Source organism: Pseudoalteromonas sp. '520P1 No. 423' (assembly GCF_001269985.1).
GTDB lineage: Bacteria > Pseudomonadota > Gammaproteobacteria > Enterobacterales > Alteromonadaceae > Pseudoalteromonas.
Genome location: NZ_BBZB01000001.1, coordinates 2,283,824 through 2,306,055 on the forward strand (window position 1 = coordinate 2,283,824; position 22,232 = coordinate 2,306,055).

Annotated in this window: 12 protein-coding genes, 2 tRNA genes, 3 rRNA genes and 1 riboswitch; of the genes, 12 read left to right on the forward strand and 5 right to left on the reverse strand. The window is 38.7% G+C overall.

Annotation, left to right across the window (positions count from 1 at the left end; all coding sequences use genetic code 11):
* Positions 1-35: 35 nt before the first annotated feature.
* Complete coding sequence (locus tag PSA_RS10485; RefSeq protein WP_052379968.1) at positions 36-629, reverse strand: CoA pyrophosphatase; 594 nt, start codon at positions 627-629, stop codon at positions 36-38.
* Between the two features lie 113 nt (positions 630-742).
* On the reverse strand, positions 743-2,110 hold the full coding sequence (gene pabB, locus PSA_RS10490) for an aminodeoxychorismate synthase component I (protein ID WP_371257854.1): 1,368 nt from the start codon (positions 2,108-2,110) through the stop codon (positions 743-745).
* 206 nt (positions 2,111-2,316) lie between these two features.
* Here pabB and PSA_RS10495 point away from each other — a divergent pair, with 206 nt between their 5' ends.
* The 4 genes from PSA_RS10495 to lysC all read left to right on the forward strand — a co-directional run bounded on the left by PSA_RS10495 (position 2,317) and on the right by lysC (position 9,333).
* On the forward strand, positions 2,317-3,846 hold the full coding sequence (locus tag PSA_RS10495; protein WP_042145172.1) for a fumarate hydratase: 1,530 nt from the start codon (positions 2,317-2,319) through the stop codon (positions 3,844-3,846).
* 73 nt (positions 3,847-3,919) lie between these two features.
* Complete coding sequence (locus PSA_RS10500; RefSeq protein ID WP_042145175.1) at positions 3,920-5,971, forward strand: S9 family peptidase; 2,052 nt, start codon at positions 3,920-3,922, stop codon at positions 5,969-5,971.
* A 381-nt stretch (positions 5,972-6,352) separates the two neighbouring features.
* Positions 6,353-7,609: a sodium:proton antiporter NhaD gene (nhaD, locus tag PSA_RS10505; RefSeq protein ID WP_042145177.1), complete on the forward strand. Its 1,257-nt coding sequence runs from the start codon at positions 6,353-6,355 to the stop codon at positions 7,607-7,609.
* A 102-nt stretch (positions 7,610-7,711) separates the two neighbouring features.
* Positions 7,712-7,911: riboswitch (Lysine riboswitch) on the forward strand.
* Positions 7,912-7,989: 78 nt separating this feature from the next.
* A complete protein-coding gene (lysC, locus tag PSA_RS10510) occupies positions 7,990-9,333 on the forward strand; it encodes a lysine-sensitive aspartokinase 3 (RefSeq protein WP_042145178.1) in 1,344 nt (447 codons plus the stop codon).
* On the opposite strand, the gene PSA_RS10515 is transcribed toward lysC, so the two are convergent.
* Positions 9,322-10,047, reverse strand: a complete 726-nt coding sequence (locus PSA_RS10515; protein ID WP_042145180.1) for a 4'-phosphopantetheinyl transferase superfamily protein — start codon at positions 10,045-10,047, stop codon at positions 9,322-9,324. The genes lysC and PSA_RS10515 overlap by 12 nt on opposite strands.
* Before the next feature lie 101 nt (positions 10,048-10,148).
* Here PSA_RS10515 and PSA_RS10520 point away from each other — a divergent pair, with 101 nt between their 5' ends.
* The 3 genes from PSA_RS10520 (at position 10,149) to nhaD (PSA_RS10530) (ending at position 14,036) form a co-directional block, all read left to right on the forward strand.
* Positions 10,149-11,471 (forward strand): sodium-dependent transporter, encoded by a 1,323-nt coding sequence (locus PSA_RS10520; protein ID WP_042145182.1) that lies wholly within the window; start codon positions 10,149-10,151, stop codon positions 11,469-11,471.
* 90 nt (positions 11,472-11,561) lie between these two features.
* On the forward strand, positions 11,562-12,446 hold the full coding sequence (locus PSA_RS10525; protein WP_042145184.1) for an NAD(P)-dependent oxidoreductase: 885 nt from the start codon (positions 11,562-11,564) through the stop codon (positions 12,444-12,446).
* Positions 12,447-12,644: 198 nt separating this feature from the next.
* Positions 12,645-14,036, forward strand: a complete 1,392-nt coding sequence (gene nhaD / locus PSA_RS10530; RefSeq protein WP_042145187.1) for a sodium:proton antiporter NhaD — start codon at positions 12,645-12,647, stop codon at positions 14,034-14,036.
* A 73-nt stretch (positions 14,037-14,109) separates the two neighbouring features.
* On the opposite strand, the gene rlmA is transcribed toward nhaD (PSA_RS10530), so the two are convergent.
* Positions 14,110-14,910, reverse strand: a complete 801-nt coding sequence (gene rlmA / locus PSA_RS10535; RefSeq protein WP_042145189.1) for a 23S rRNA (guanine(745)-N(1))-methyltransferase — start codon at positions 14,908-14,910, stop codon at positions 14,110-14,112.
* A 1-nt stretch (position 14,911) separates the two neighbouring features.
* Positions 14,912-15,718, reverse strand: coding sequence for an exodeoxyribonuclease III (gene xthA, locus PSA_RS10540; RefSeq protein ID WP_042145190.1), 807 nt, complete (start codon positions 15,716-15,718; stop codon positions 14,912-14,914).
* A 734-nt stretch (positions 15,719-16,452) separates the two neighbouring features.
* Here xthA and PSA_RS10545 point away from each other — a divergent pair.
* The 5 genes from PSA_RS10545 to rrf all read left to right on the forward strand — a co-directional run bounded on the left by PSA_RS10545 (position 16,453) and on the right by rrf (position 21,809).
* A 16S ribosomal RNA gene (locus PSA_RS10545) occupies positions 16,453-17,995 on the forward strand.
* Between the two features lie 72 nt (positions 17,996-18,067).
* Positions 18,068-18,144: transfer RNA gene (locus PSA_RS10550), tRNA-Ile, on the forward strand.
* Between the two features lie 43 nt (positions 18,145-18,187).
* Positions 18,188-18,263 (forward strand) — tRNA-Ala (locus PSA_RS10555).
* Between the two features lie 328 nt (positions 18,264-18,591).
* Positions 18,592-21,480 (forward strand): 23S ribosomal RNA (locus tag PSA_RS10560).
* A gap of 214 nt (positions 21,481-21,694) precedes the next feature.
* Positions 21,695-21,809, forward strand: a 5S ribosomal RNA gene (rrf, locus tag PSA_RS10565).
* Together the 16S, 23S and 5S rRNA genes with 2 tRNA genes alongside form the textbook arrangement of a ribosomal RNA operon.
* Positions 21,810-22,232 lie beyond the last annotated feature (423 nt).

Below are 22,232 nucleotides of genomic sequence, written 5' to 3' on the forward strand. Positions count from 1 at the left end.
TCATAAAAAATATTAAAGAAATAATTTGGGCTTTACTATACAACAGAGGAATAGAAGTCAGTATTTGTAGAGGATACTTGTTCTATAAGGTTTAATATGATTTGAGCTGTAGCACCCCATAAAAGGCCATACTCAGTCATATAGCCTTTTAAAACAATGGGTTGTTGGTTTCTTGTGAAATTAAGGTCAACCCAATTAGCTCTTTGGGTGAGTTTATGAAAAGGTAAGAAAAAAGTATCGGACACCTCAGTTAACTGTGGTTTCAAAGAGAAGTTAGAGTCTATCTGTCCAACATAAGGTTTTATCTCAAAACCTGTTAATGTCCAATAGCTATTCATTTGACCAATTAAATTAATTTCATGTTCAGGGATCCCGAGTTCTTCTTTGGTTTCTCTAAATGCCGTGGCTTTAAGTGAAGTATCTTGTTGCTCAAATTTACCGCCAGGAAAACAAATTTGCCCTGGGTGATGTTTTAAATAACTTGGGCGCTTACATAATAATACATGTAGTTTTCCATCAATATCACAAAGGGGAACAAGTACTGAGCTTTTAACTGCATTATGTGGATATCCATGATCGCCCACTAACGCGTTTAGTTGAAACTGGGGTATAAACTTCTGAATATTCACATTTAGCCTTAAATTTTTGAGCATTAAACCGTTGCTTTTAATAATCAGTATCACATATTAGTAAGCTAAATGTAATGCGGTTATCTATATAACAAGAGTTAATTCAAAGTAATTTAAGCGTTTATGCTACTTAATACAGGTAATATTTTATGCACTTTATCAAAGGTTTCTTGATATTCAGCATCAGCGGTAGAATCAGCAACTATGCCGCCGCCAGCCCAACAGTGAATTTGATTAGATTCTTTATCGCATATTAAAGTACGTATGGTAATACTGGTATCCATGTTGCCACAGGCACTTATATATCCGATCGACCCACAGTATATTGAACGTCTATGAGGTTCGAGTTCTTCAATAATCTGCATAGCGCGTATTTTAGGGGCGCCTGTAATTGAACCACCAGGAAATGCAGCTTCTAATTGATCTATAGCGGTTTTGTCTTCGGCTAATTTTGCAGTAACTGTGCTTACTAAATGATGAACTGCAGCAAAACTTTCTATTTGAAAAATAGCCGGAACCTTCACGCTGCCAGGGGAGGCGACCTTTCCTAAATCATTACGCAATAAGTCAACTATCATCACATTCTCTGCGCGATCTTTTTCAGAGTTTTCAAGCTGAAGTGCATTATTGTGATCAATAACAGGATCATTACTTCTTGGCAATGTGCCTTTAATCGGTTTAGTTTCAATTAATCTATCTTTGATTTGAATAAAACGCTCAGGAGATACTGACAAAATACTGCCTTTAGGGTGATTTAAATAGGCAGAAAAAGGCGCTTTGTTTTCTTCCCTTAGTTTTAAGTATGCATCCCAAGGCTCACCTTGATACTGAGCACTGAACCTTTGCGCTAAATTAATTTGATAGCAATCACCTGATTTTAGGTAATTTTGTACGCAGTCAAAGTTTTTTGTGTATTGGCTTTTACTCATATTAGCTTGCCATTGTGACGCTAATTTAAAACTCTTAACCGGAACAGTTGTTGATAAAAATGATTCATATAAAGCAAAGCGATTAAAATCAGGCTGGGATATAAAAAACCATTTATTAGTTTTGTGGTCAAAGATAAGTGCATCAGGATATAGACCAACAGCCATATCTGGTAATGAAATGTCATTAATTGCATCATTGTCAATATTTTCGATGTATCGACCTAAGTCATAAGAAAAATGACCTAATAAACCACCACTAAAAGGTAAATCAAAAGGCGCCTTCAGTGCTGAGAAGCTTTGTAATTGTGTTTTAAGTAATTTAAAAGGCGAAGACTGGCATAATTCATTATTGACAAAACATTGACCATTACGCGCTTCAATTGTTTTCAGCGGACTGAAAGCAATCACATCAAATCGATTGTTAATGTGGTTAGGATTGGCTGAATCTAAAAAAACGGCCCAAGGCTGTGCACTAAATTTTGAAAAAACTTCACAGCTTGTATCTGAGATGTGTAATTCTCTACAGATTAATTGTTCTTTATTCATTAACAGTCTTTTACTTTAAATATATAGCGTAAATAAGATGGAGGGGTATTATACTGATAGAAGTAAAAGATGCGAGTTTAGTCTCTTGCGCTTTTGTCATTAATTAATTTCAAAGAGATTTTTCTAAAATTTATTACACCTTGGCCTAAGTTAAGTTAAAATATAGAAAATTGAAAAACAAGCCACCGTCACTGGCCAACAAAGGATACAGTATGACCATTATTCGTCAGCAAGATTTAATCGATAGTATTGAAGACGCTTTACAATATATCTCTTTTTACCACCCTTTAGATTTTGTTCAAGCACTTGAAAAAGCATATCACCGTGAAGAAAGTAAAGCGGCAAAAGATGCGATAGCACAAATTTTGATTAACTCTCGTATGTCAGCTGAAGGTAAACGTCCATTATGTCAAGATACTGGCATAGTAACGTGTTTTGTTAAAGTTGGTATGGATGTTAAGTGGGATAAAACTGATTTAACAGTTCAGCAAATGGTTGATGAAGGTACACGTCGCGCATATTTAAATCCTGATAACCCTTTACGTGCTTCTATTGTTGCAGATCCTGCTGGCGCACGTAAAAATACAAAAGATAATACACCATCTGTTGTGCATGTAGATTTAGTTGCTGGTTCTGAAGTAGAAGTTATGATCGCTGCTAAAGGCGGCGGTTCAGAAAATAAAACAAAAATGGTTATGCTTAACCCTTCAGATGATGTTGCTGCTTGGGTTGAAAAAACATTACCAACGATGGGCGCAGGTTGGTGTCCACCAGGTATGTTAGGTATAGGCATTGGCGGTACTGCTGAAAAAGCAGCTGTATTGGCAAAAGAGTCATTAATGGATCCTGTTGATATTCATGAGCTTATGGAACGTGGTGCACAAACAACGGAAGAAGAAATGCGTTTAGACATTTTTGAACGTGCTAATAAACTAGGTATAGGCGCTCAAGGTCTTGGTGGTTTAACGACAGTTGTTGATATTAAAATCAAAACAGCACCAACACATGCTGCTTCAAAACCAGTTGTGATGATCCCTAACTGTGCTGCGACGCGTCATGTGCATTTCACATTAGACGGTTCAGGTGCCGCTGATTTAAAAGCGCCTAAGTTAGAAGATTGGCCTGAAGTGACTTTTGAAGTAGGTGAAGATACGCGCCGTGTTAATTTAAATACATTGACCAAAGAAGATACCCAAGAATGGAAAATGGGTGAAACAGTATTGTTATCAGGTACTATTTTAACAGGTCGTGATGCAGCACATAAGCGTTTACAAGATATGATCAATTCAGGTAAAGGTTTACCTGAAGGCGTAGACTTTGATAATAAATTTATTTATTACGTAGGCCCAGTAGATGCTGTTGGTGATGAAGCAGTAGGTCCTGCGGGCCCTACAACTGCAACACGTATGGATAAATTTACTGACTTAATGCTAGAAAAAACCGGCATTGTTGGCATGATAGGTAAAGCAGAACGTGGTCCTGCGACAGTTGAGTCTATTAAGCAAAATAAATCAGTTTACTTAATGGCTGTAGGCGGCGCTGCTTACTTAGTATCTAAAGCAATCAAAAAAGCGCGTGTTGTTGCATTTGAAGACTTAGGTATGGAAGCTATTTATGAGTTTGAAGTTGAAGACATGCCAGTTACAGTGGCTGTAGATAGTGAAGGCTCTAATGCGCATACCCAAGGCCCTGCAATTTGGAAGGCTAAAATTGAAGAGTTAGACTCTAAACTTAAGTCTTAATTAAAGATTTAATATATGAAAAATAAAAGCGCTACGGCGCTTTTATTTTATGCGAAATAAAAAAGGGATAAAAATGAAAAAAGTATTCGCTTTATCACTGCTTACTGGCACAGTTATCACTGTTGCTCAGGCACAAGAGACAACAAAAGAAGCATTCACAGTTGAAAAGTTAAACTCATTAAATTCTGTTCATAGTATGAGTGTTTCTCCTGATGGTTCTAAGCTAGTTTATGCTTTAAAAACACAATCAGGCAGTGATTTATATTTAAAAGACTTAGTATCCAGTACAAAAGATAAAAAGCTAACATCGCATCCTGCAACAGAATCAGATGTCATTTGGACTAATGACAATAATAGTATTATATTTTTAGCTAATAGAGCTGAGTCGACTCAGGTTTGGCAATTAAAATTAAATGGTGGCGAAGCACAAGCTTTGACTGATTTAGCTTTAAGTGTAAATGGCTATAAGCTGTCACCTGATAATAAAAAGTTAGCATTGGCATTAGAAGTATTCCCAACTTGTAAAACAATCAAGTGTTCTGTTGATAAAAAGCACGAACTTGAAAATGTAAAACATACAGCAAAAGTGTATAAACAATTACCTGTACGTCATTGGGACACTTGGAAAACTGAATTTAGAAGTCATATATTTGTTACCGATATATCAGCTAAAGCAGCAGTTCAAGCAATAGACTTAACACCTGACTGGGATACCGATATTCCAGCCAAACCTTTTGCGGGTATGGAAGAGGTCACTTTTACACAAGACAGTCTGAATGTTGTATTTTCTGCTAAAGCACCCAGTAAAGATCAAGCTTGGACAACAAACTATGATTTATTCAAAGTATCGATTGAAGGTGGTGAAGTTGAAAATTTGACTCCAGAGAATAAAGCATGGGATTCTCAACCTGCATTTTCTGCTGATGGTCGTTTTATGGTTTATCTCGCCATGAAAAAACAAGGTTTTGAAGCTGATAAATTCTCTTTAATGCTAAAAGATTTAAAAACCTCTGAATTAAAAGAAATCGCGCCTCTTTGGGATCGTAGTGTTTCTAGCTTTACTTTTGCACCAAATAATCGTGCTGTATATGTTGTTGCACAAGATATAGGTCAAAAAAGTATTTATGAGATCAGTACTAATTTTGGCGATGTGAGAAAAATATATTCAGATGGTAGTGTTGGAGACTTACATTTAGCAGGCAGTAAAATAATATTTAGTCGCCATGCTTTAAATTCACCAAAAAATATATTCTCAATTAACCGAGATGGTTCAGATTTACATCAGTTAACTGATATTAATAAAGATAAATTAGCTAATGTTCAATTTGGTGAGTTTGAACAGTTTAACTTCCCGGGTTGGAATGATGAAAAAGTACATGGTTATTTTGTTAAACCATGGAACTATGATGCTGATAAAGTTCAACAAGGTGAAAAATATCCAATTGCATTTTTAGTACACGGTGGACCTCAAGGTTCATTTGGTAATTTGTTTAGCTCTCGTTGGAATGCACAATTATGGGCAGCGCAAGGTTATGGCGTTGTGATGATAGATTTTCATGGTTCAACGGGTTATGGACAAGATTTTACAGATTCAATCTCAAGAGATTGGGGTGGCAAACCGCTAGAAGACTTACAAAAAGGATTTGAGTTCATCACAAAACAACAAGCTTGGTTAGATGCAGACAATGCCTGTGCATTAGGGGCTTCTTACGGCGGTTATATGATGAATTGGATAGCAGGTAACTGGACTGAAGGTTTTAACTGTTTGATCAATCATGCAGGCTTATTTGATATGGATAGCTTTTATCAAAGCACAGAAGAACTTTGGTTCCCAGAGCATGATATGGGCGGTGCGTTTTGGGCTGATACCCATGATTATAAGAAATTCAATCCTGCTTCTTTTACTAAAAATTGGAAAACACCTATGTTAGTGATCCACGGTTTGAAAGATTACCGTGTACCATATGCGCAAGGTTTAGGTGCTTATACAACACTGCAACGTATGGGCATAGAATCTAAGTTGGTTATTTACCCAGATGAAAACCATTGGATCTTAAATAAAGATAATAGAGTTCATTGGTACGGTGAAGTTTTTGATTGGATGAAAAAACATACTCAAAAATAATCATTTCATGATTCAAACATTATAATTGAAAAAACCAATCTAAGTTTATTAGGTTGGTTTTTTATATAGTTATAACACAATTAAATTTGATATATATAACTGAAATATTTTCCCCCTGACGTGTTTGACGTGCATTAACTTCCTATTTGTCTGTTTTTACAGTTCTTTTAATTGATTAATTAGCCGAATCCTATAGGACTAGCATTAAACTTAACTTAAATATTTAATAAATATTCACCTTAATTTCATATGTATCTTTTATAAATTTTTAACCTTAATCTAGATCAAAAAGGCGCATAGTTTTATCTGAATTTAAGTGTTAGACTGCGCGCCAAATTTGTACCGTAATTATTTCATTTATAGAAAAAGGTTAAAAATCCAATGGTAACTGGCATTATATTGGCTCTGGTCGCAATCGCATTTATTTTGATTGTGATTGAAGATATCATTCATGTAAATAAAGCAAAAACAACATTATTTTTTGGTACTTTATGTTGGATTATTGCCTTTATCTCACCTATTAACGGTCAAACTACTGAAGCAGTACAGCACCAGTTAGATCATAACATCTTAGAAATAGCGACTTTATGGCTATTTTTAATGTCAGCGATGACATTTGTCGCGTATTTAAACTCGAAAGGGTTTATACAAAACTTAGTACATAGAGTGATGCCAAAACAGATCACAGAAAGAAAGCTGATGTTTTTAATTGGTTTAGCAGCTTTTTTATTCTCTTCTATATCAGATAATATTACTGCAACACTTATTTCTCTTGCTGTTGTTCTTTCACTCAAATTAGAAGCTAAAAAACGCATCAAATACGCAACTTTAATTATCTTTGCTGTAAATTCGGGTGGAGTATCATTGATCACAGGTGATGTAACAACGTTAATGATATTTTTAGCTGACAAAGTAACAATAGGGCATTTACTTTTATTAGTCGTGCCATCAGCTTTCAGTGTGCTGATCTTAGCGGGATTACTGTCATTGAACATGAATGGCACTTTAACATTTGAGGCGCAATCACATAGAAGAATCGAAAAAACAGATATTACAATTGCGGTAATATTCTTATCTACGATTACAGCAACTTTGCTTTTAAGCGTAATGTATCAAGTACCGCCTGTTCTGACTTTCTTATTTGGTTTATCTTTAATGTTTTTAGTTGCACAATTTTTAATGCGCAAGAAAGATGTGAATAAAAAAATTATCGATTATATACGTGAAATTGAATACGATACTTTACTGTTTTTTGTAGGTGTTTTATTACTTGTTGGCGCAATGAAAGAAGTTGGGGTATTAAATCAGTTTACGCATTTATATGAAATCTTAGCACCTGAGTATGCAAACTACTTAATGGGAATTTTATCTGCAGCAGTAGATAATGTGCCATTAACCGCTGCACTATTAAAAGCTGATATCGCGATGGATCCAAGACAGTGGCTTGCATTTACTTATGCTACAGGTGTAGGTGGCTCTATGCTGATAATTGGCTCAGCGGCTGGAATTATTGCTATGAGCAAGATTAAAGAGCTTACATTCCTAAGTTATTTGAAAATGAGCTTCCATTTATTAATCGCATATACAGTAGGTTACACTGGTGCATATTTAGCCGGATTCTTAATGCCAAACGTTTAATTTAATTTCAGCCAAATTAATTATTGACAGCTAGACGTCTAAAATGTAAATTTCAAGTCCCTACTATTTAGTAGGGTTTTATTTGAAGCATTTAATACTTCAAATAACAGAAGAGGAGCGGAAGCCAGGTATATTAGTGTGAGGAGCGGTATCCAGAGATCACTAATGAGGGGGACTTTCGCCGAGAGAAATGATTTCGCCGTGAAATTGCTTTTCGGTTTTTGAGGCTGAATCCTCAAAAATTGTCACCGAGTATTAAAGCTTAAATTTAAGTTTTAATAAGGTGGAGAGCTTCTGGCTGAGACATTTTATAGCCTTAATACTTTTAGTATCTAGATTTTAGTCCTGCCAAGTTCTCCTTATAAGTATTAGGAGATCCCATGAATTCATCTTATGTTGTAGCAAAGTTTGGTGGCACAAGTGTTGCCGATTTCGACGCTATGAGACGTTGCGCTCAAATTATTCAAAATAACACACAAGTGCGCTTAGTTGCAGTTAGTGCCAGTGCTGGTGTGACCAATCATTTAGTTGCATTATGTCAAAATGATTTAACTCAGGTTGAGCGAAATCAAAATATTGCACAAGTATGTGACATTCAAAATACGATATTGAAAAATATCACTTTAGATTTAGATTTAACTGATGGTTTTAATCAAACGCTTAATCAATTTAAAGAGCTTGCTAAAAATGATAACCCAAGTGAAAAAAACAAAGATGCTTTATTGAGCTTTGGTGAAAGGTTATCATCATATTTATTTACTCAAGTTTTACGAGGCATGGATATAAATGCGGTGCGTTTTGACGCAAGAGACGTACTTAAAACCGACAGTCAACATGGTAAAGCTACACCGAATATTTCAGCAACAAAAGATGCGGCATTAACAGAATTATACCCATTATTAGAATCAAATGTAGTTGTAACACAAGGATTCATAGGATCTGATCTCGAGGGCAATACCACAACTTTAGGGCGTGGCGGTTCTGATTATAGTGCTGCTTTATTTGCTGAAGCAATTGATGCATCGGCAATTCATATTTGGACAGATGTTGTCGGTATTTTCTCTACAGATCCTAGATTGTGTACTAAAGCAACGCCGATCGCTAAATTGAGTTTTGATGAAGCTGCGGAAATGGCAACTTTTGGTGCTAAAGTACTTCATCCTGCAACTATTTTACCGGCAAGTCGGGCGGGTATACCTGTATTTGTAGGCTCTAGTCGTGAGCCTAATGAAGGTGGTACTTGGATTGAAAAAGAAAAATCAAGACACAGTGGCATTCGTGCTGTTACACAACGTAAAAATCAAATTTTATTAACGTTAAAAAGCCCTGAAATGTTATTGGCTAGCGGTTTTTTAGCAAAAGTATTTACGATTTTAGCGCAATATAATATTTCAGTTGATTTAGTAACGACTTCGGAAATAAGTGTTGCACTTACACTAGATAATGCGCCAAATGCCAGTCGACCTGAATTAGAGCAAGCATGTTTAGACTTACTTTCTGAATTTTGTCATGTGACAGTTGAAAATAACCTAACGCTTATTGCTTTAATTGGTTCCCAAATTCAATTACAGCAACAGGAAGTTAATTTGATGCAAGTATTATCTGATTTTGATATTCGTATGATCTGCCACGGTGCAAGTAAACATAATCTATGTTTTTTAGTTGAGCAATCTCGTTCAGATCATATTGTTCAATCAATCCATAGTAGATTGTTAGAGGCTTAAAGGCATATTTATGGTTTTGAGAACAACATTATTTAATGGCGTGTTATTTATCAAGGTAATATCAAAACCATCATAATGACATGATGCTGTATATAATTGCCGTTTTTGGATTTCTTCAAAAACGTTTTTACTTAATAATTGCGATATGGGTAATCGAATCGTTTTGGCAAGCGCCTCTTTTAAAGTCCAAATTCTATAAAAAATGTTATGGGGCTGCTGTGCAGTTGAAATAAACTGCACTTCATGTTCATGATAAAAATGATTCGCTAATTTTATAAAAGACCGCTTTTGATTGATATGTTCTAAATCAACGCCAAATGATAGACACATCTGACTTAGCGCAACACAAACCATGCCTTTACTATGTGAAATGGAGATAGATATCGGTAAAGGTTTATTATTATAAAGTGCTTCTAAACGACTGTGTTTTTGATTGAACTTAGTTTCTATTTGAGTAAATTCACAGTTTATCAAAGTACTTATTAATTTTTTTATAATATAACGGCTAGCTAAGTACTCTTGTTTTGCAGAATACTTTTTTCGTTTATCGATAGTGGAAATTTCAAATTCTGAAAATATTTTTTCATAGGGAAACTTATCAATCTCAACTTGTTGTGATGATAAAATGAATAGGTTTATTCCTGAGATTAGGACCTTTTTACCTTGTTTATTTTCTATTTTAAGTTCATTTTTAAAAAAGGGACTAAATATCATGGTTCCTGTCTTATGTTACTTGCTATATAGGCCGATAAGCCTGTAAAATTCGATACTGGTGGGGTGCATGATACATAATAATAATAAGAGATAATAATAAAATGGCAGAATTACGTGATGGCTTTCAAAGTCGTTTAGGTTTTGTACTGGCAGCGGCCGGCGCAGCTGTTGGACTTGGCAATATTTGGGGTTTCCCTACTCAAGCTGCAAATCATGGTGGTGGTGCTTTTCTACTGGTATATTTTCTTGTTATTTTTCTACTTGCCTTACCAGCACTGTATACCGAATTATATTTAGGGCACAGTGCGCAAGCCAACCCAGTCGAGGCCTTAAAACAAGCATGTAAAGAAAAATCAGAAAACATGGGCGCTGCAGCTGGATATATCGGTTTATCAGGTGCAATTGTTATGTTGAGTTTTTATTCAATTGTAGCTGGTTGGATGCTTGCATATAGTTTAGAACCAATAGCAACTTTACTTAACTTTACGCGAGTGAGTGAGTTTTTAAAAGGTGACTCAACGCTACGTAACTTTATTTTCACACCTTTCATGCTGGTATTAAGTGCCAGTATCATTCTAAAAGGAGTGAAGTCGGGTATTGAAACTTGGTCGCGCAGATTAATGCCTTTACTGTTAATATTGCTGGTTTTACTTATTGCTTATATTGCTACGTTAGATGGTGCGATGGCCGGTTTTAGTGCCTATTTAAAGCCTGATTTTAATCAGATCACTGATCCTGAACTTATAATCGCAGCTATGGGCCAAGCGTTTTTCTCGTTATCACTTGGTGTTGGCTGTATGATGATTTATGGTTCATATCTCAAACCTGATGCTAATTTACCTAAACTCACTTTATCGGTCGCTTTATTGGATACCAGTGTGGCCTTTCTTGCTGGCCTATTAATAATCCCTGCGTTATATGTGGCTCAAAATCATGGCGTAGATGTATTTCAAAATGGAAAGCTAATTGGTGAAGGGCAGTTGATTTTTGCTGTTTTACCAGAATTATTCAGCTCTATGGGCCAAGTTGGTTTGTATATTGGTTTTATCTTTTTTGTTTTAATGTCAATTGCATCTATCACCTCAACTATTTCTTCAACTGAAATCCCAGTAGCCTTTTTAGTTGAAAATAAAAACGTTTCTAGAAAAAAAGCAACATGGTTAGTGACACTTATAATTATTTTAGCATCTAGCATCATCATTTTAAATTTTGATTGGCTATTTGGTTTAGTGATCCAAGTATTTACCCAGTATCAGCTGCCATTAATGGGACTGTTTTATTTTATAACTGTTGGCTGGTTATGGAAAAAAGGTAATAAGTTATTAGCGGTTTCAAAAGGGCTTCATTATTGGTTTGCACAGTATGTACGCTACGTTTGTCCAATATTAATGACCGCAGTTTTTGCTAATGTAGCATTCAAATAATAAATATTAATTAATGAAATTCTAAAACCGTTTGTCTTTTTCAACAGATAAATGGTTTTTCGTATAAGTGCTTAATAAAAAGGTAAAAAAATGTCAACTAAAGTCGCTTTTATCGGTTTAGGTGTTATGGGATATCCTATGGCTGGCCATTTGAAAAATGCAGGTTTTGACGTAACTGTATTTAATAGAACTGAAACCAAAGCAAAAAAGTGGGTTGAACAATATGGTGGCGCTATGGCATCTACACCATCAGAAGCTGCGCTTGAAGCGGAGTTTGTTTTTGTATGTGTTGGTAATGATGATGATTTACGGGAAGTAACATTGGGATCATCAGGCGTGCTTGCGGGTTTGGCGCAAGGGAGTATTTTAGTTGATCATACTACGACATCAGCCGAAGTTGCCAGAGAAGTTGCACAAGCGGCACAAAACAAAGGGATCTCATTTTTAGATGCACCTGTTTCAGGAGGCCAAGCTGGCGCCGAAAATGGCGTTTTAACTGTGATGACAGGTGGTGAACAAGCCATTTTTGATAAAGTGCAACCTGTAATGGACTGCTACTCGAGATTTAGTCAATTATTAGGTCCAATTGGTTCAGGTCAATTAACCAAGATGGTGAATCAAATTTGTATTGCAGGTTTAGTACAGGGATTAGCAGAAGGCTTACACTTTGCACGCAACGCAGGTCTGGATGCTGAAAAAGTGATTGAAACTATTTCAAAAGGAGCCGCTGGATCTTGGCAAATGGAAAACCGTTACAAAACGATGTGTCAAGGTGAGTATGATTTCGGATTTGCTGTAGATTGGATGAGAAAAGATTTAGGCATAGCATTAAACGAAGCAAGAAGTAATCAATCAAGCTTACCTGTTACTTCATTAGTTGATCAGTTCTATAGCGAAGTACAATCATTAGGTGGCGGTCGCCATGATACATCAAGCTTACTTTCGAGACTCGAACATACGAGAAGAGAAAAATAATTAACATTGGTGAAATTTAAATCATAAAACAAACTTAAAATCGTAATAATCATTCTGTGTATCGTTTTTTTGTTTTAAATCAATAAAAATAAGTTAAATAGTGCTACTTTACCCCGCATAGATTCAATCTACTGTGGGCATAATTATTGGTGCTATCGCTCGATATTATAATCGCAACATTTGGGGACGCTAAACTACATGAAACATCTTTTAATCACTCTGGTCGCACTTGTCTTTTCAGGTTCAACTTTTGCTTCAGGAGGAGGCGATAGCATAGATTTAACATCACATTGGATAGGGTATACAGCCCTAGCAATCTTTGTACTTTCATATGCTTTAGTAATTCTTGAAGAAAAACTACACTTACGTAAATCAAAGCCAGTTTTATTAGCCGCAGGTCTTATATGGATTCTGATAGCTGCCTTCTATAACTCTCAAGGTATGCCGCACTCAGCAGAAGTAGCAATTCGTCATAACTTCCTAGAGTACGCTGAACTTTTCTTTTTCCTATTAGTTGCGATGACTTATATAAATGCAATGCTTGAACGTAATGTATTTGATGCGCTACGTGATGTTTTAATATTAAAAGGTTATAGCTATAGAGCGTTGTTTTGGCTTACAGGTATCCTTGCTTTCTTTATTTCTCCAATTGCAGATAATTTAACAACAGCCCTGATCATGTGTGCTGTTGTACTTGCAGTCGGTAAAGATGAACCTAAATTTGTTGCCATGAGTTGTGTAAATATTGTTGTTGGTGCTAATGCCGGTGGTGCATTTAGTCCGTTTGGCGATATAACAACCTTAATGGTATGGCAAAAAGGGATAGTACAATTCACGGAGTTTTTCGCGTTATTTATTCCATCAATCGTTAACTATGTGATCCCTGCGTTTATAATGCAATTTTTCCTTCCTAAAGGCAGCCCTAAAACTGGAACAGGTGACGTGACTCAAATTAAAAATGGCGGCTTAACCATAGTTGGCTTATTTATTTTAACTATCATCACTGCAGTATCATTCCATAACTTCCTACATTTACCGCCTGTATTTGGCATGATGTTAGGTTTAGCTTATTTAAAACTGTTTGGTTTCTATATTAAAAAATCTGGTCAAGGTAAGTTGAATACATCAGACGTTCCTGCTGGTAGAACAAGAACAGATGATTTTGATATCTTTGATAAAATAGCCAAAGCAGAGTGGGACACCTTATTCTTTTTCTATGGTGTGATTTTAGCAGTTGGTGGTTTAGGTTATATTGGTTACTTAGGTTTAATTTCAGAATTTATGTACGGAGAACTTGGTGCTACCAATGCTAATATTTTGGTTGGAATTCTTTCGGCTATTGTAGATAACATTCCGGTCATGTTTGCGGTATTAACAATGCAACCAGAAATGCCACACTCACAATGGTTACTTGTGACTTTAACTGCAGGTGTTGGCGGTAGTTTACTTTCGATTGGCTCAGCTGCAGGTGTTGCATTAATGGGGCAGGCAAGAGGGTATTATACATTCTTTAGTCATTTAAAATGGACACCTGTTATTGCACTAGGATATGCAGCAAGTATTTATGCTCATTTATTATTAAATAGTTAAGCAACTATTAACAATTAAAAAAGGCTTTCCTGATTTACCCAGGGAAGCCCTTTTTGTTAAAAATGAAAATAAACTAAATGATTTTTTTAAATGTTGATAAGTAAAATTCTAATGTGACTTCAATATTCTTTTTTTGCTCTAAAGCCTGCCAATGCTCAGGTCTAAACTTCCATGCAAAGGGTGTCATCATAACTAAATCATTTGCTGTAGGAATATCAAGTATTACAGTTGCCGTTAAAATCTCTTCACTAAAACTTTCAAATCCATTTGGGCACGGAACTGGCGTATGTAAATTAACATCTTGGTATATTTGCTGTTTAAGTTCAAAAAGATGTTTCGGTCCAGGGCTAGCAACAATGAGTTTATCTTTACATAAACGCGATAATTCATCATCAAATAATGGTGCAAAAATACTGACTATGGCATCAGCTTGCAAATCATTAAAAGGAGCTTGTGCGATGGAAGCAACACTAAAGTGGCAGTCAGGGTAGCGTTTTGCTGCATATTTTACAGCAGGTTTTGAGATATCTATGCCATAAACTTTACTATTGAGTGCTGACTTCTGTAGAGCATGCGTATAAAATCCTTCACCGCAGCCAAAATCGATGATTGTCTTTTCAGTGCCTAAGTCTTTAACTTTTTGTGCAACTGCACTTTGTAAAAAAGCATAGTGACCTTTAGCTAAAAAGTTGCGACGTGCTTGTACCATCTCAAGATTATCGCCAGGATCTTTACTTTTTTTATTTTGTACAGGTAACAGGTTTACATATCCCTCTTTAGCAAAGTCAAAACTATGATTTTTACCACACTTGAGAGTACGATCGTTTAATGTCAGCGCCAAAGAGCAAATAGGGCAAATATAATCTAAAGACATATTATTTAAACTCTGACCAAATTGGTGCGTGATCAGATGGCTTTTCAATACCTCTTAATTCATAATCAATACCTGTATCAATACACTGTTGTGCTAATGAATTAGTAGCCAATACAACATCAATTCTTAAACCCCGATTATCAACAAAACCTTTTGAACGATAATCAAACCAAGAGTAGCGGTCAGATACATCAGGATTTTGCTCTCTAAAAGTATCTTTGAAGCCCCAATCCATCAATGTTGCTAACCACTGCCTTTCTTCAGGTTGGAATGAACACTTACCTGTTTTTAACCAACGTTTTGCGTTTGGTTCACCAATACCGATATCTAAGTCTGTAGGAGAGATATTAATATCGCCCATAACAACAATATTTTCATCACTAGTATGATGTTCATTTAAATAGCCCATCAGATCTGTATAAAATTGTCTCTTATATGGAAACTTAGTTTCATGGCTAATATTATCTCCTTGAGGGAAATAGCCATTTAATACAGTAACTTTTTCACCTGCATTGTTTGTTGTGGTAACCATGATCATACGTTTTTGAGCTTCGTCGTCATCAGTCGGGAAGCCCATTTGAACTACATCAGCTTCTTTTTTACATAACATAGCAACACCGTAATGCGCTTTTTGACCATGAAAATAAACGTGATAGCCCATAGCTTCAACGTCAGCTACGGGAAAAGCAGCATTATGAACCTTTATTTCTTGCAAACCGATGATGTCTGGTTGATGTTTATCTATGATTGCTTGTAATTGATGAAGGCGAGCACGCAAGCCGTTTATATTAAAACTGATGATTTTCATCTTATATTAATTCCGTGAATTCATTATTTAGAAAATTTAAATAAGCAATTAGCTAATTCTTGAATATTGAGTACATTTATATCAAGAGAATATTAGCATTATATAGAGTAGAGGAAATAGAAATTATGATTATATGAAGCAAATACCTTATTGAAAGACATTTACACTAAATTATGCACAGGATTTTGTGAGTATCTTGTATGTAATTTGTAGTTAAAGGAGCTGTGAAGTTTTAAATTGAAAAAAGATAAAAAAACACTTGCGCTGAAATAGAATCTCTCTATACTGCGCCTCCACCGACACAGACGGCAAGCAACAGACTTTAAGTTAGAGACTAAAGGGATGTAGCGATATCGAATGATGTTTGATTGAGATTTATCTCAAAAAATTTTGAATCAGATTTAAAGTTAAATATTAATTTTAAATTAACCATTGACTCAAAATTTTTAAGGTGTATTATGCACCTCCGCTTCGAAGCATAGCTTCAAAGCAACGTTCTTTAACAATAAGTAATCATCTGTGTGGGCACTCTTGCAGATTGAGTTCTAAAGTCACTTTTTGAAGTGACACAAAATTAGAGTCTCATTAAAATCTGTTCACTTAATCCTTTTAGGAAAGAGCGAGTGACTACACAGTCATATGCGACGTTAAGTTTAACTTTGTTAAATTTAATATCAAAAACAGAATTCATTGAGCTGTCTCATCTATTTTATAGACAAAGACAAAAAACTTTTTAATTGAAGAGTTTGATCATGGCTCAGATTGAACGCTGGCGGCAGGCCTAACACATGCAAGTCGAGCGGTAACAGAGATAGCTTGCTATCTGCTGACGAGCGGCGGACGGGTGAGTAATGCTTGGGAATATGCCTTTAGGTGGGGGACAACAGTTGGAAACGACTGCTAATACCGCATGATGTCTACGGACCAAAGTGGGGGACCTTCGGGCCTCACGCCTAAAGATTAGCCCAAGTGGGATTAGCTAGTTGGTTGAGGTAAAGGCTCACCAAGGCAACGATCCCTAGCTGGTTTGAGAGGATGATCAGCCACACTGGAACTGAGACACGGTCCAGACTCCTACGGGAGGCAGCAGTGGGGAATATTGCACAATGGGCGCAAGCCTGATGCAGCCATGCCGCGTGTGTGAAGAAGGCCCTAGGGTTGTAAAGCACTTTCAGCGAGGAGGAAAGGTTATAGTTTAATAGACTATAGCTGTGACGTTACTCGCAGAAGAAGCACCGGCTAACTTCGTGCCAGCAGCCGCGGTAATACGAGGGGTGCAAGCGTTAATCGGAATTACTGGGCGTAAAGCGTACGCAGGCGGTTTGTTAAGCGAGATGTGAAAGCCCCGGGCTCAACCTGGGAACTGCATTTCGAACTGGCAGACTAGAGTATGATAGAGGGTGGTAGAATTTCAGGTGTAGCGGTGAAATGCGTAGAGATCTGAAGGAATACCGATGGCGAAGGCAGCCACCTGGGTCAATACTGACGCTCATGTACGAAAGCGTGGGGAGCAAACGGGATTAGATACCCCGGTAGTCCACGCCGTAAACGATGTCTACTAGGAGCTGGAATCTTCGGATGACTTTTCCAAAGCTAACGCATTAAGTAGACCGCCTGGGGAGTACGGCCGCAAGGTTAAAACTCAAATGAATTGACGGGGGCCCGCACAAGCGGTGGAGCATGTGGTTTAATTCGATGCAACGCGAAGAACCTTACCTACACTTGACATCCAGAGAAGAGACTAGAGATAGACTTGTGCCTTCGGGAACTCTGAGACAGGTGCTGCATGGCTGTCGTCAGCTCGTGTTGTGAGATGTTGGGTTAAGTCCCGCAACGAGCGCAACCCCTATCCTTAGTTGCTAGCAGGTAATGCTGAGAACTCTAGGGAGACTGCCGGTGATAAACCGGAGGAAGGTGGGGACGACGTCAAGTCATCATGGCCCTTACGTGTAGGGCTACACACGTGCTACAATGGCAGGTACAGAGTGCTGCGAGCTCGCGAGGGTAAGCGAATCACTTAAAGCCTGTCGTAGTCCGGATTGGAGTCTGCAACTCGACTCCATGAAGTCGGAATCGCTAGTAATCGCGGATCAGAATGCCGCGGTGAATACGTTCCCGGGCCTTGTACACACCGCCCGTCACACCATGGGAGTGGGTTGCTCCAGAAGTGGCTAGTCTAACTGCTTGCAGAGGACGGTCACCACGGAGTGATTCATGACTGGGGTGAAGTCGTAACAAGGTAGCCCTAGGGGAACCTGGGGCTGGATCACCTCCTTATACGAAAGAACTGGTTTGCATGCCAGTGTCCACACAGATGATTACGTAAATGAGAATGTATAAAAATATTGTGGGTCTGTAGCTCAGCTGGTTAGAGCGCACCCCTGATAAGGGTGAGGTCGGTAGTTCAAATCTACTCAGACCCACCACTTCTTCGCAACGAAGTGGCACACAATATTGAGATCTTTTAGTGGGGTTATAGCTCAGCTGGGAGAGCGCCTGCCTTGCACGCAGGAGGTCTGCGGTTCGATCCCGCATAGCTCCACCACTTCTAAGTACTTTTCATAAATAAACATGCTTTTACAAGCTTGGTTACTTATGAGAAGTTTTTCTCATGCTCTTTAAAAATTTGGAAAGCTGATATAAAAATTCTAATAAATGTTTATTAAACATTTATTAAGAGTTTTCAAAAAGTAAAAGAAACGAATGATAGCCATGTTATATGGTGATGCATTCTTGCCAATTTATTGTTTACTTATTTATAAGTAATTAGTGATTGGCATCTACTTTAGTATTCAAAACATTAACTTCTGGCGAAGTTAACTGTCACGAAATAATACAGCACATTGTAGTTGTAAGACTATTTTGGGTTGTATGGTTAAGTGAATAAGCGTACACGGTGGATGCCTTGGCAGTTGGAGGCGATGAAGGACGTATTAACTTGCGATAAGCTAAGTCGAGCTAGTAAAAAGCACTTGAGACTTAGATTTCCGAATGGGGAAACCCACCTATTTATAGGTATCGTTAACTGAATACATAGGTTAACGAGGCGAACGCGGAGAACTGAAACATCTAAGTACCCGTAGGAACAGAAATCAACCGAGATTTCGAAAGTAGCGGCGAGCGAAATCGAAACAGCCCTTAAGCTTTATTGTAGTTAGTAGAATGCTCTGGAAAGTGCAACGATACAAGGTGATAGTCCTGTATATGAAAACTTATATAAAGTGAAATCGAGTAGGTCGGGACACGTGATATCCTGACTGAATATGGGGGGACCATCCTCCAAGGCTAAATACTCCCAACTGACCGATAGTGAACCAGTACCGTGAGGGAAAGGCGAAAAGAACCCCTGTGAGGGGAGTGAAATAGAACCTGAAACCGTGTACGTACAAGCAGTAGGAGCAAAGCTTTGCTTTGTGACTGCGTACCTTTTGTATAATGGGTCAGCGACTTATATTTTGTAGCGAGGTTAACCGAATAGGGGAGCCGTAGGGAAACCGAGTCTTAACTGGGCGACTAGTTGCAGGGTATAGACCCGAAACCCGGTGATCTAGCCATGGGCAGGTTGAAGGTTGAGTAACATCAACTGGAGGACCGAACCCACTTACGTTGAAAAGTGAGGGGATGACTTGTGGCTAGGAGTGAAAGGCTAATCAAACCGGGAGATAGCTGGTTCTCCCCGAAATCTATTTAGGTAGAGCCTCGGATGAATACTGACGGGGGTAGAGCACTGTTTGGGCTAGGGGGTCATCCCGACTTACCAACCCCATGCAAACTCCGAATACCGTTAAGTAATATCCGGGAGACACACGGCGGGTGCTAACGTCCGTCGTGAAGAGGGAAACAACCCAGAGCGCCATCTAAGGTCCCAAAGTGTATGTTAAGTGGGAAACGATGTGGAAAGGCCCAGACAGCCAGGAGGTTGGCTTAGAAGCAGCCACCCTTTAAAGAAAGCGTAATAGCTCACTGGTCGAGTCGGTCTGCGCGGAAGATGTAACGGGGCTAAACATACCACCGAAGATGCGCCTGCGTACTTTGTATGCGGGGTAGGGGAGCGTTCTGTAAGCCGTTGAAGGTGTACCGGGAGGTATGCTGGAGGTATCAGAAGTGCGAATGCTGACATGAGTAACGATAATGGGGGTGAAAAACCCCCACGCCGGAAGACCAAGGGTTCCTATCCCATGTTAATCAGGGTAGGGTGAGTCGACTCCTAAGGCGAGGCCGAAAGGCGTAGTCGATGGGAAACGGGTTAATATTCCCGTACTTATTATGAATGCGAAGGGGGGACGGAGCAGGCTAAACAAGCATGGCGTTGGTTGTCCATGTGAAAGTGCGTAGGCTGATGACTTAGGTAAATCCGGGTTGTCATTAAGGCTGAGACACGAGACGAGTCACTACGGTGATGAAGTTGTTGGTGCCATACTTCCAGGAAAAGCCTCTAAGCTTCAGTTCATAATGAATCGTACCCCAAACCGACACAGGTGGTCAGGTAGAGAATACTAAGGCGCTTGAGAGAACTCGGGTGAAGGAACTAGGCAAAATTGTACCGTAACTTCGGGAGAAGGTACGCCAACATTAGGTGAAGCGCTTTACGTGTGGAGCTGAAGTTGGTCTCAGAAACTAGGTGGCTGGGACTGTTTATTAAAAACACAGCACTGTGCAAAATCGAAAGATGACGTATACGGTGTGACACCTGCCCGGTGCCGGAAGGTTAATTGATGGGGTTATCTTCGGAGAAGCTCTTGATCGAAGCCCCGGTAAACGGCGGCCGTAACTATAACGGTCCTAAGGTAGCGAAATTCCTTGTCGGGTAAGTTCCGACCTGCACGAATGGTGTAACCATGGCCACGCTGTCTCCACCCGAGACTCAGTGAAATTGAAATCGCAGTGAAGATGCTGTGTACCCGCGGCTAGACGGAAAGACCCCGTGAACCTTTACTACAGCTTGGCACTGAACATTGAACCTACATGTGTAGGATAGGTGGGAGACTTTGAAGTAGCGTCGCTAGATGTTATGGAGTCGTCCTTGAAATACCACCCTTGTAGTTTTGATGTTCTAACGTAGGTCCCTAAGCGGGATTGCGGACAGTGCCTGGTGGGTAGTTTGACTGGGGCGGTCTCCTCCCAAAGAGTAACGGAGGAGCACGAAGGTTTGCTAAGTACGGTCGGACATCGTACGGTTAGTGTAATGGTAGAAGCAAGCTTAACTGCGAGACAGACACGTCGAGCAGGTACGAAAGTAGGTCATAGTGATCCGGTGGTTCTGAATGGAAGGGCCATCGCTCAACGGATAAAAGGTACTCCGGGGATAACAGGCTGATACCGCCCAAGAGTTCATATCGACGGCGGTGTTTGGCACCTCGATGTCGGCTCATCACATCCTGGGGCTGAAGTCGGTCCCAAGGGTATGGCTGTTCGCCATTTAAAGTGGTACGCGAGCTGGGTTTAGAACGTCGTGAGACAGTTCGGTCCCTATCTGCCGTGGGCGTTTGAGAATTGAGAGGGGTTGCTCCTAGTACGAGAGGACCGGAGTGAACGAACCGCTGGTGTTCGGGTTGTCATGCCAATGGCATTGCCCGGTAGCTACGTTCGGAACTGATAAGCGCTGAAAGCATCTAAGCGCGAAGCAGGCCTCGAGATGATTTCTCACTAGTGCTATAAGCACTCTGAAGGGCCGTTGGAGACTACAACGTTGATAGGCAAGGTGTGTAAGGGTTGTGAGGCCTTGAGCTAACTTGTACTAATTACCCGTGAGGCTTAACCATACAACGCCAAAGTGGTTTTGTGTGTGATAGAAACAAGCAAGAAGTTGGTGTTAACTAAAGTAGAATACTTTTATGATATCTGTATCAGCAGACCGAATTTATTAAATAAAACAAGAACAAAGCGAATTAGGAATGATTTTATAAATTACATCCATGTAATTTACCCTAGCGGGGCGCACTAAAGTGCGTTAAAAATTGTTCCAGACAAATTTTGCTTGGTGACAATAGCGTTTTGGACCCACCTGATCCCATGCCGAACTCAGAAGTGAAACGAAACAGCGCCGATGATAGTGTGGGGTTTCCCATGTGAAAGTAGGACATCGCCAGGCTCCTAATTAGTAAAAATCCCAACTCATTGAGTTGGGATTTTTGCGTTTTAGCGTCTAATATTATTCAGTCTAAAGATGCCAATACATCAGGCTCCACTCTCATAATCACAAGAAAGCCGATACAGAAATGTATCGGCTTTTTTGCTTTTTATAATTTATAAATATTGTGTTAGCTGGCATCGCCAGGCTTACCCTCATAATTTCAGTAAAAATCCCAACTCATTGAGTTGGGATTTTTGCGTTTTAGCGTCTAATATTATTCAGGCTAAAGATGCCAATACATCAGGCTCCACTCTCATAATCACAAGAAAGCCGATACAGAAATGTATCTTTTATATTTTAAGAATTGTCATTTTTATAAAACAGTCATTTTAATCATCATATACCCTGAGCTTTCCTAAAGCTTTCCTAAAGCTTTCAGCA

Bases quoted from the DNA above. Each gene is read 5' to 3' on its own strand.
- PSA_RS10495 (WP_042145172.1), top strand. From the start codon at position 2,317: ATGACCATTATTCGTCAGCAAGATTTAATCGATAGTATTGAAGACGCT.
- PSA_RS10500 (WP_042145175.1), top strand. From the start codon at position 3,920: ATGAAAAAAGTATTCGCTTTATCACTGCTTACTGGCACAGTTATCACT.
- nhaD (WP_042145177.1), top strand. From the start codon at position 6,353: ATGGTAACTGGCATTATATTGGCTCTGGTCGCAATCGCATTTATTTTG.
- lysC (WP_042145178.1), top strand. From the start codon at position 7,990: ATGAATTCATCTTATGTTGTAGCAAAGTTTGGTGGCACAAGTGTTGCC.
- PSA_RS10515 (WP_042145180.1), bottom strand. From the start codon at position 10,047: ATGATATTTAGTCCCTTTTTTAAAAATGAACTTAAAATAGAAAATAAA.
- PSA_RS10520 (WP_042145182.1), top strand. From the start codon at position 10,149: ATGGCAGAATTACGTGATGGCTTTCAAAGTCGTTTAGGTTTTGTACTG.
- PSA_RS10525 (WP_042145184.1), top strand. From the start codon at position 11,562: ATGTCAACTAAAGTCGCTTTTATCGGTTTAGGTGTTATGGGATATCCT.
- nhaD (WP_042145187.1), top strand. From the start codon at position 12,645: ATGAAACATCTTTTAATCACTCTGGTCGCACTTGTCTTTTCAGGTTCA.
- rlmA (WP_042145189.1), bottom strand. From the start codon at position 14,910: ATGTCTTTAGATTATATTTGCCCTATTTGCTCTTTGGCGCTGACATTA.
- xthA (WP_042145190.1), bottom strand. From the start codon at position 15,718: ATGAAAATCATCAGTTTTAATATAAACGGCTTGCGTGCTCGCCTTCAT.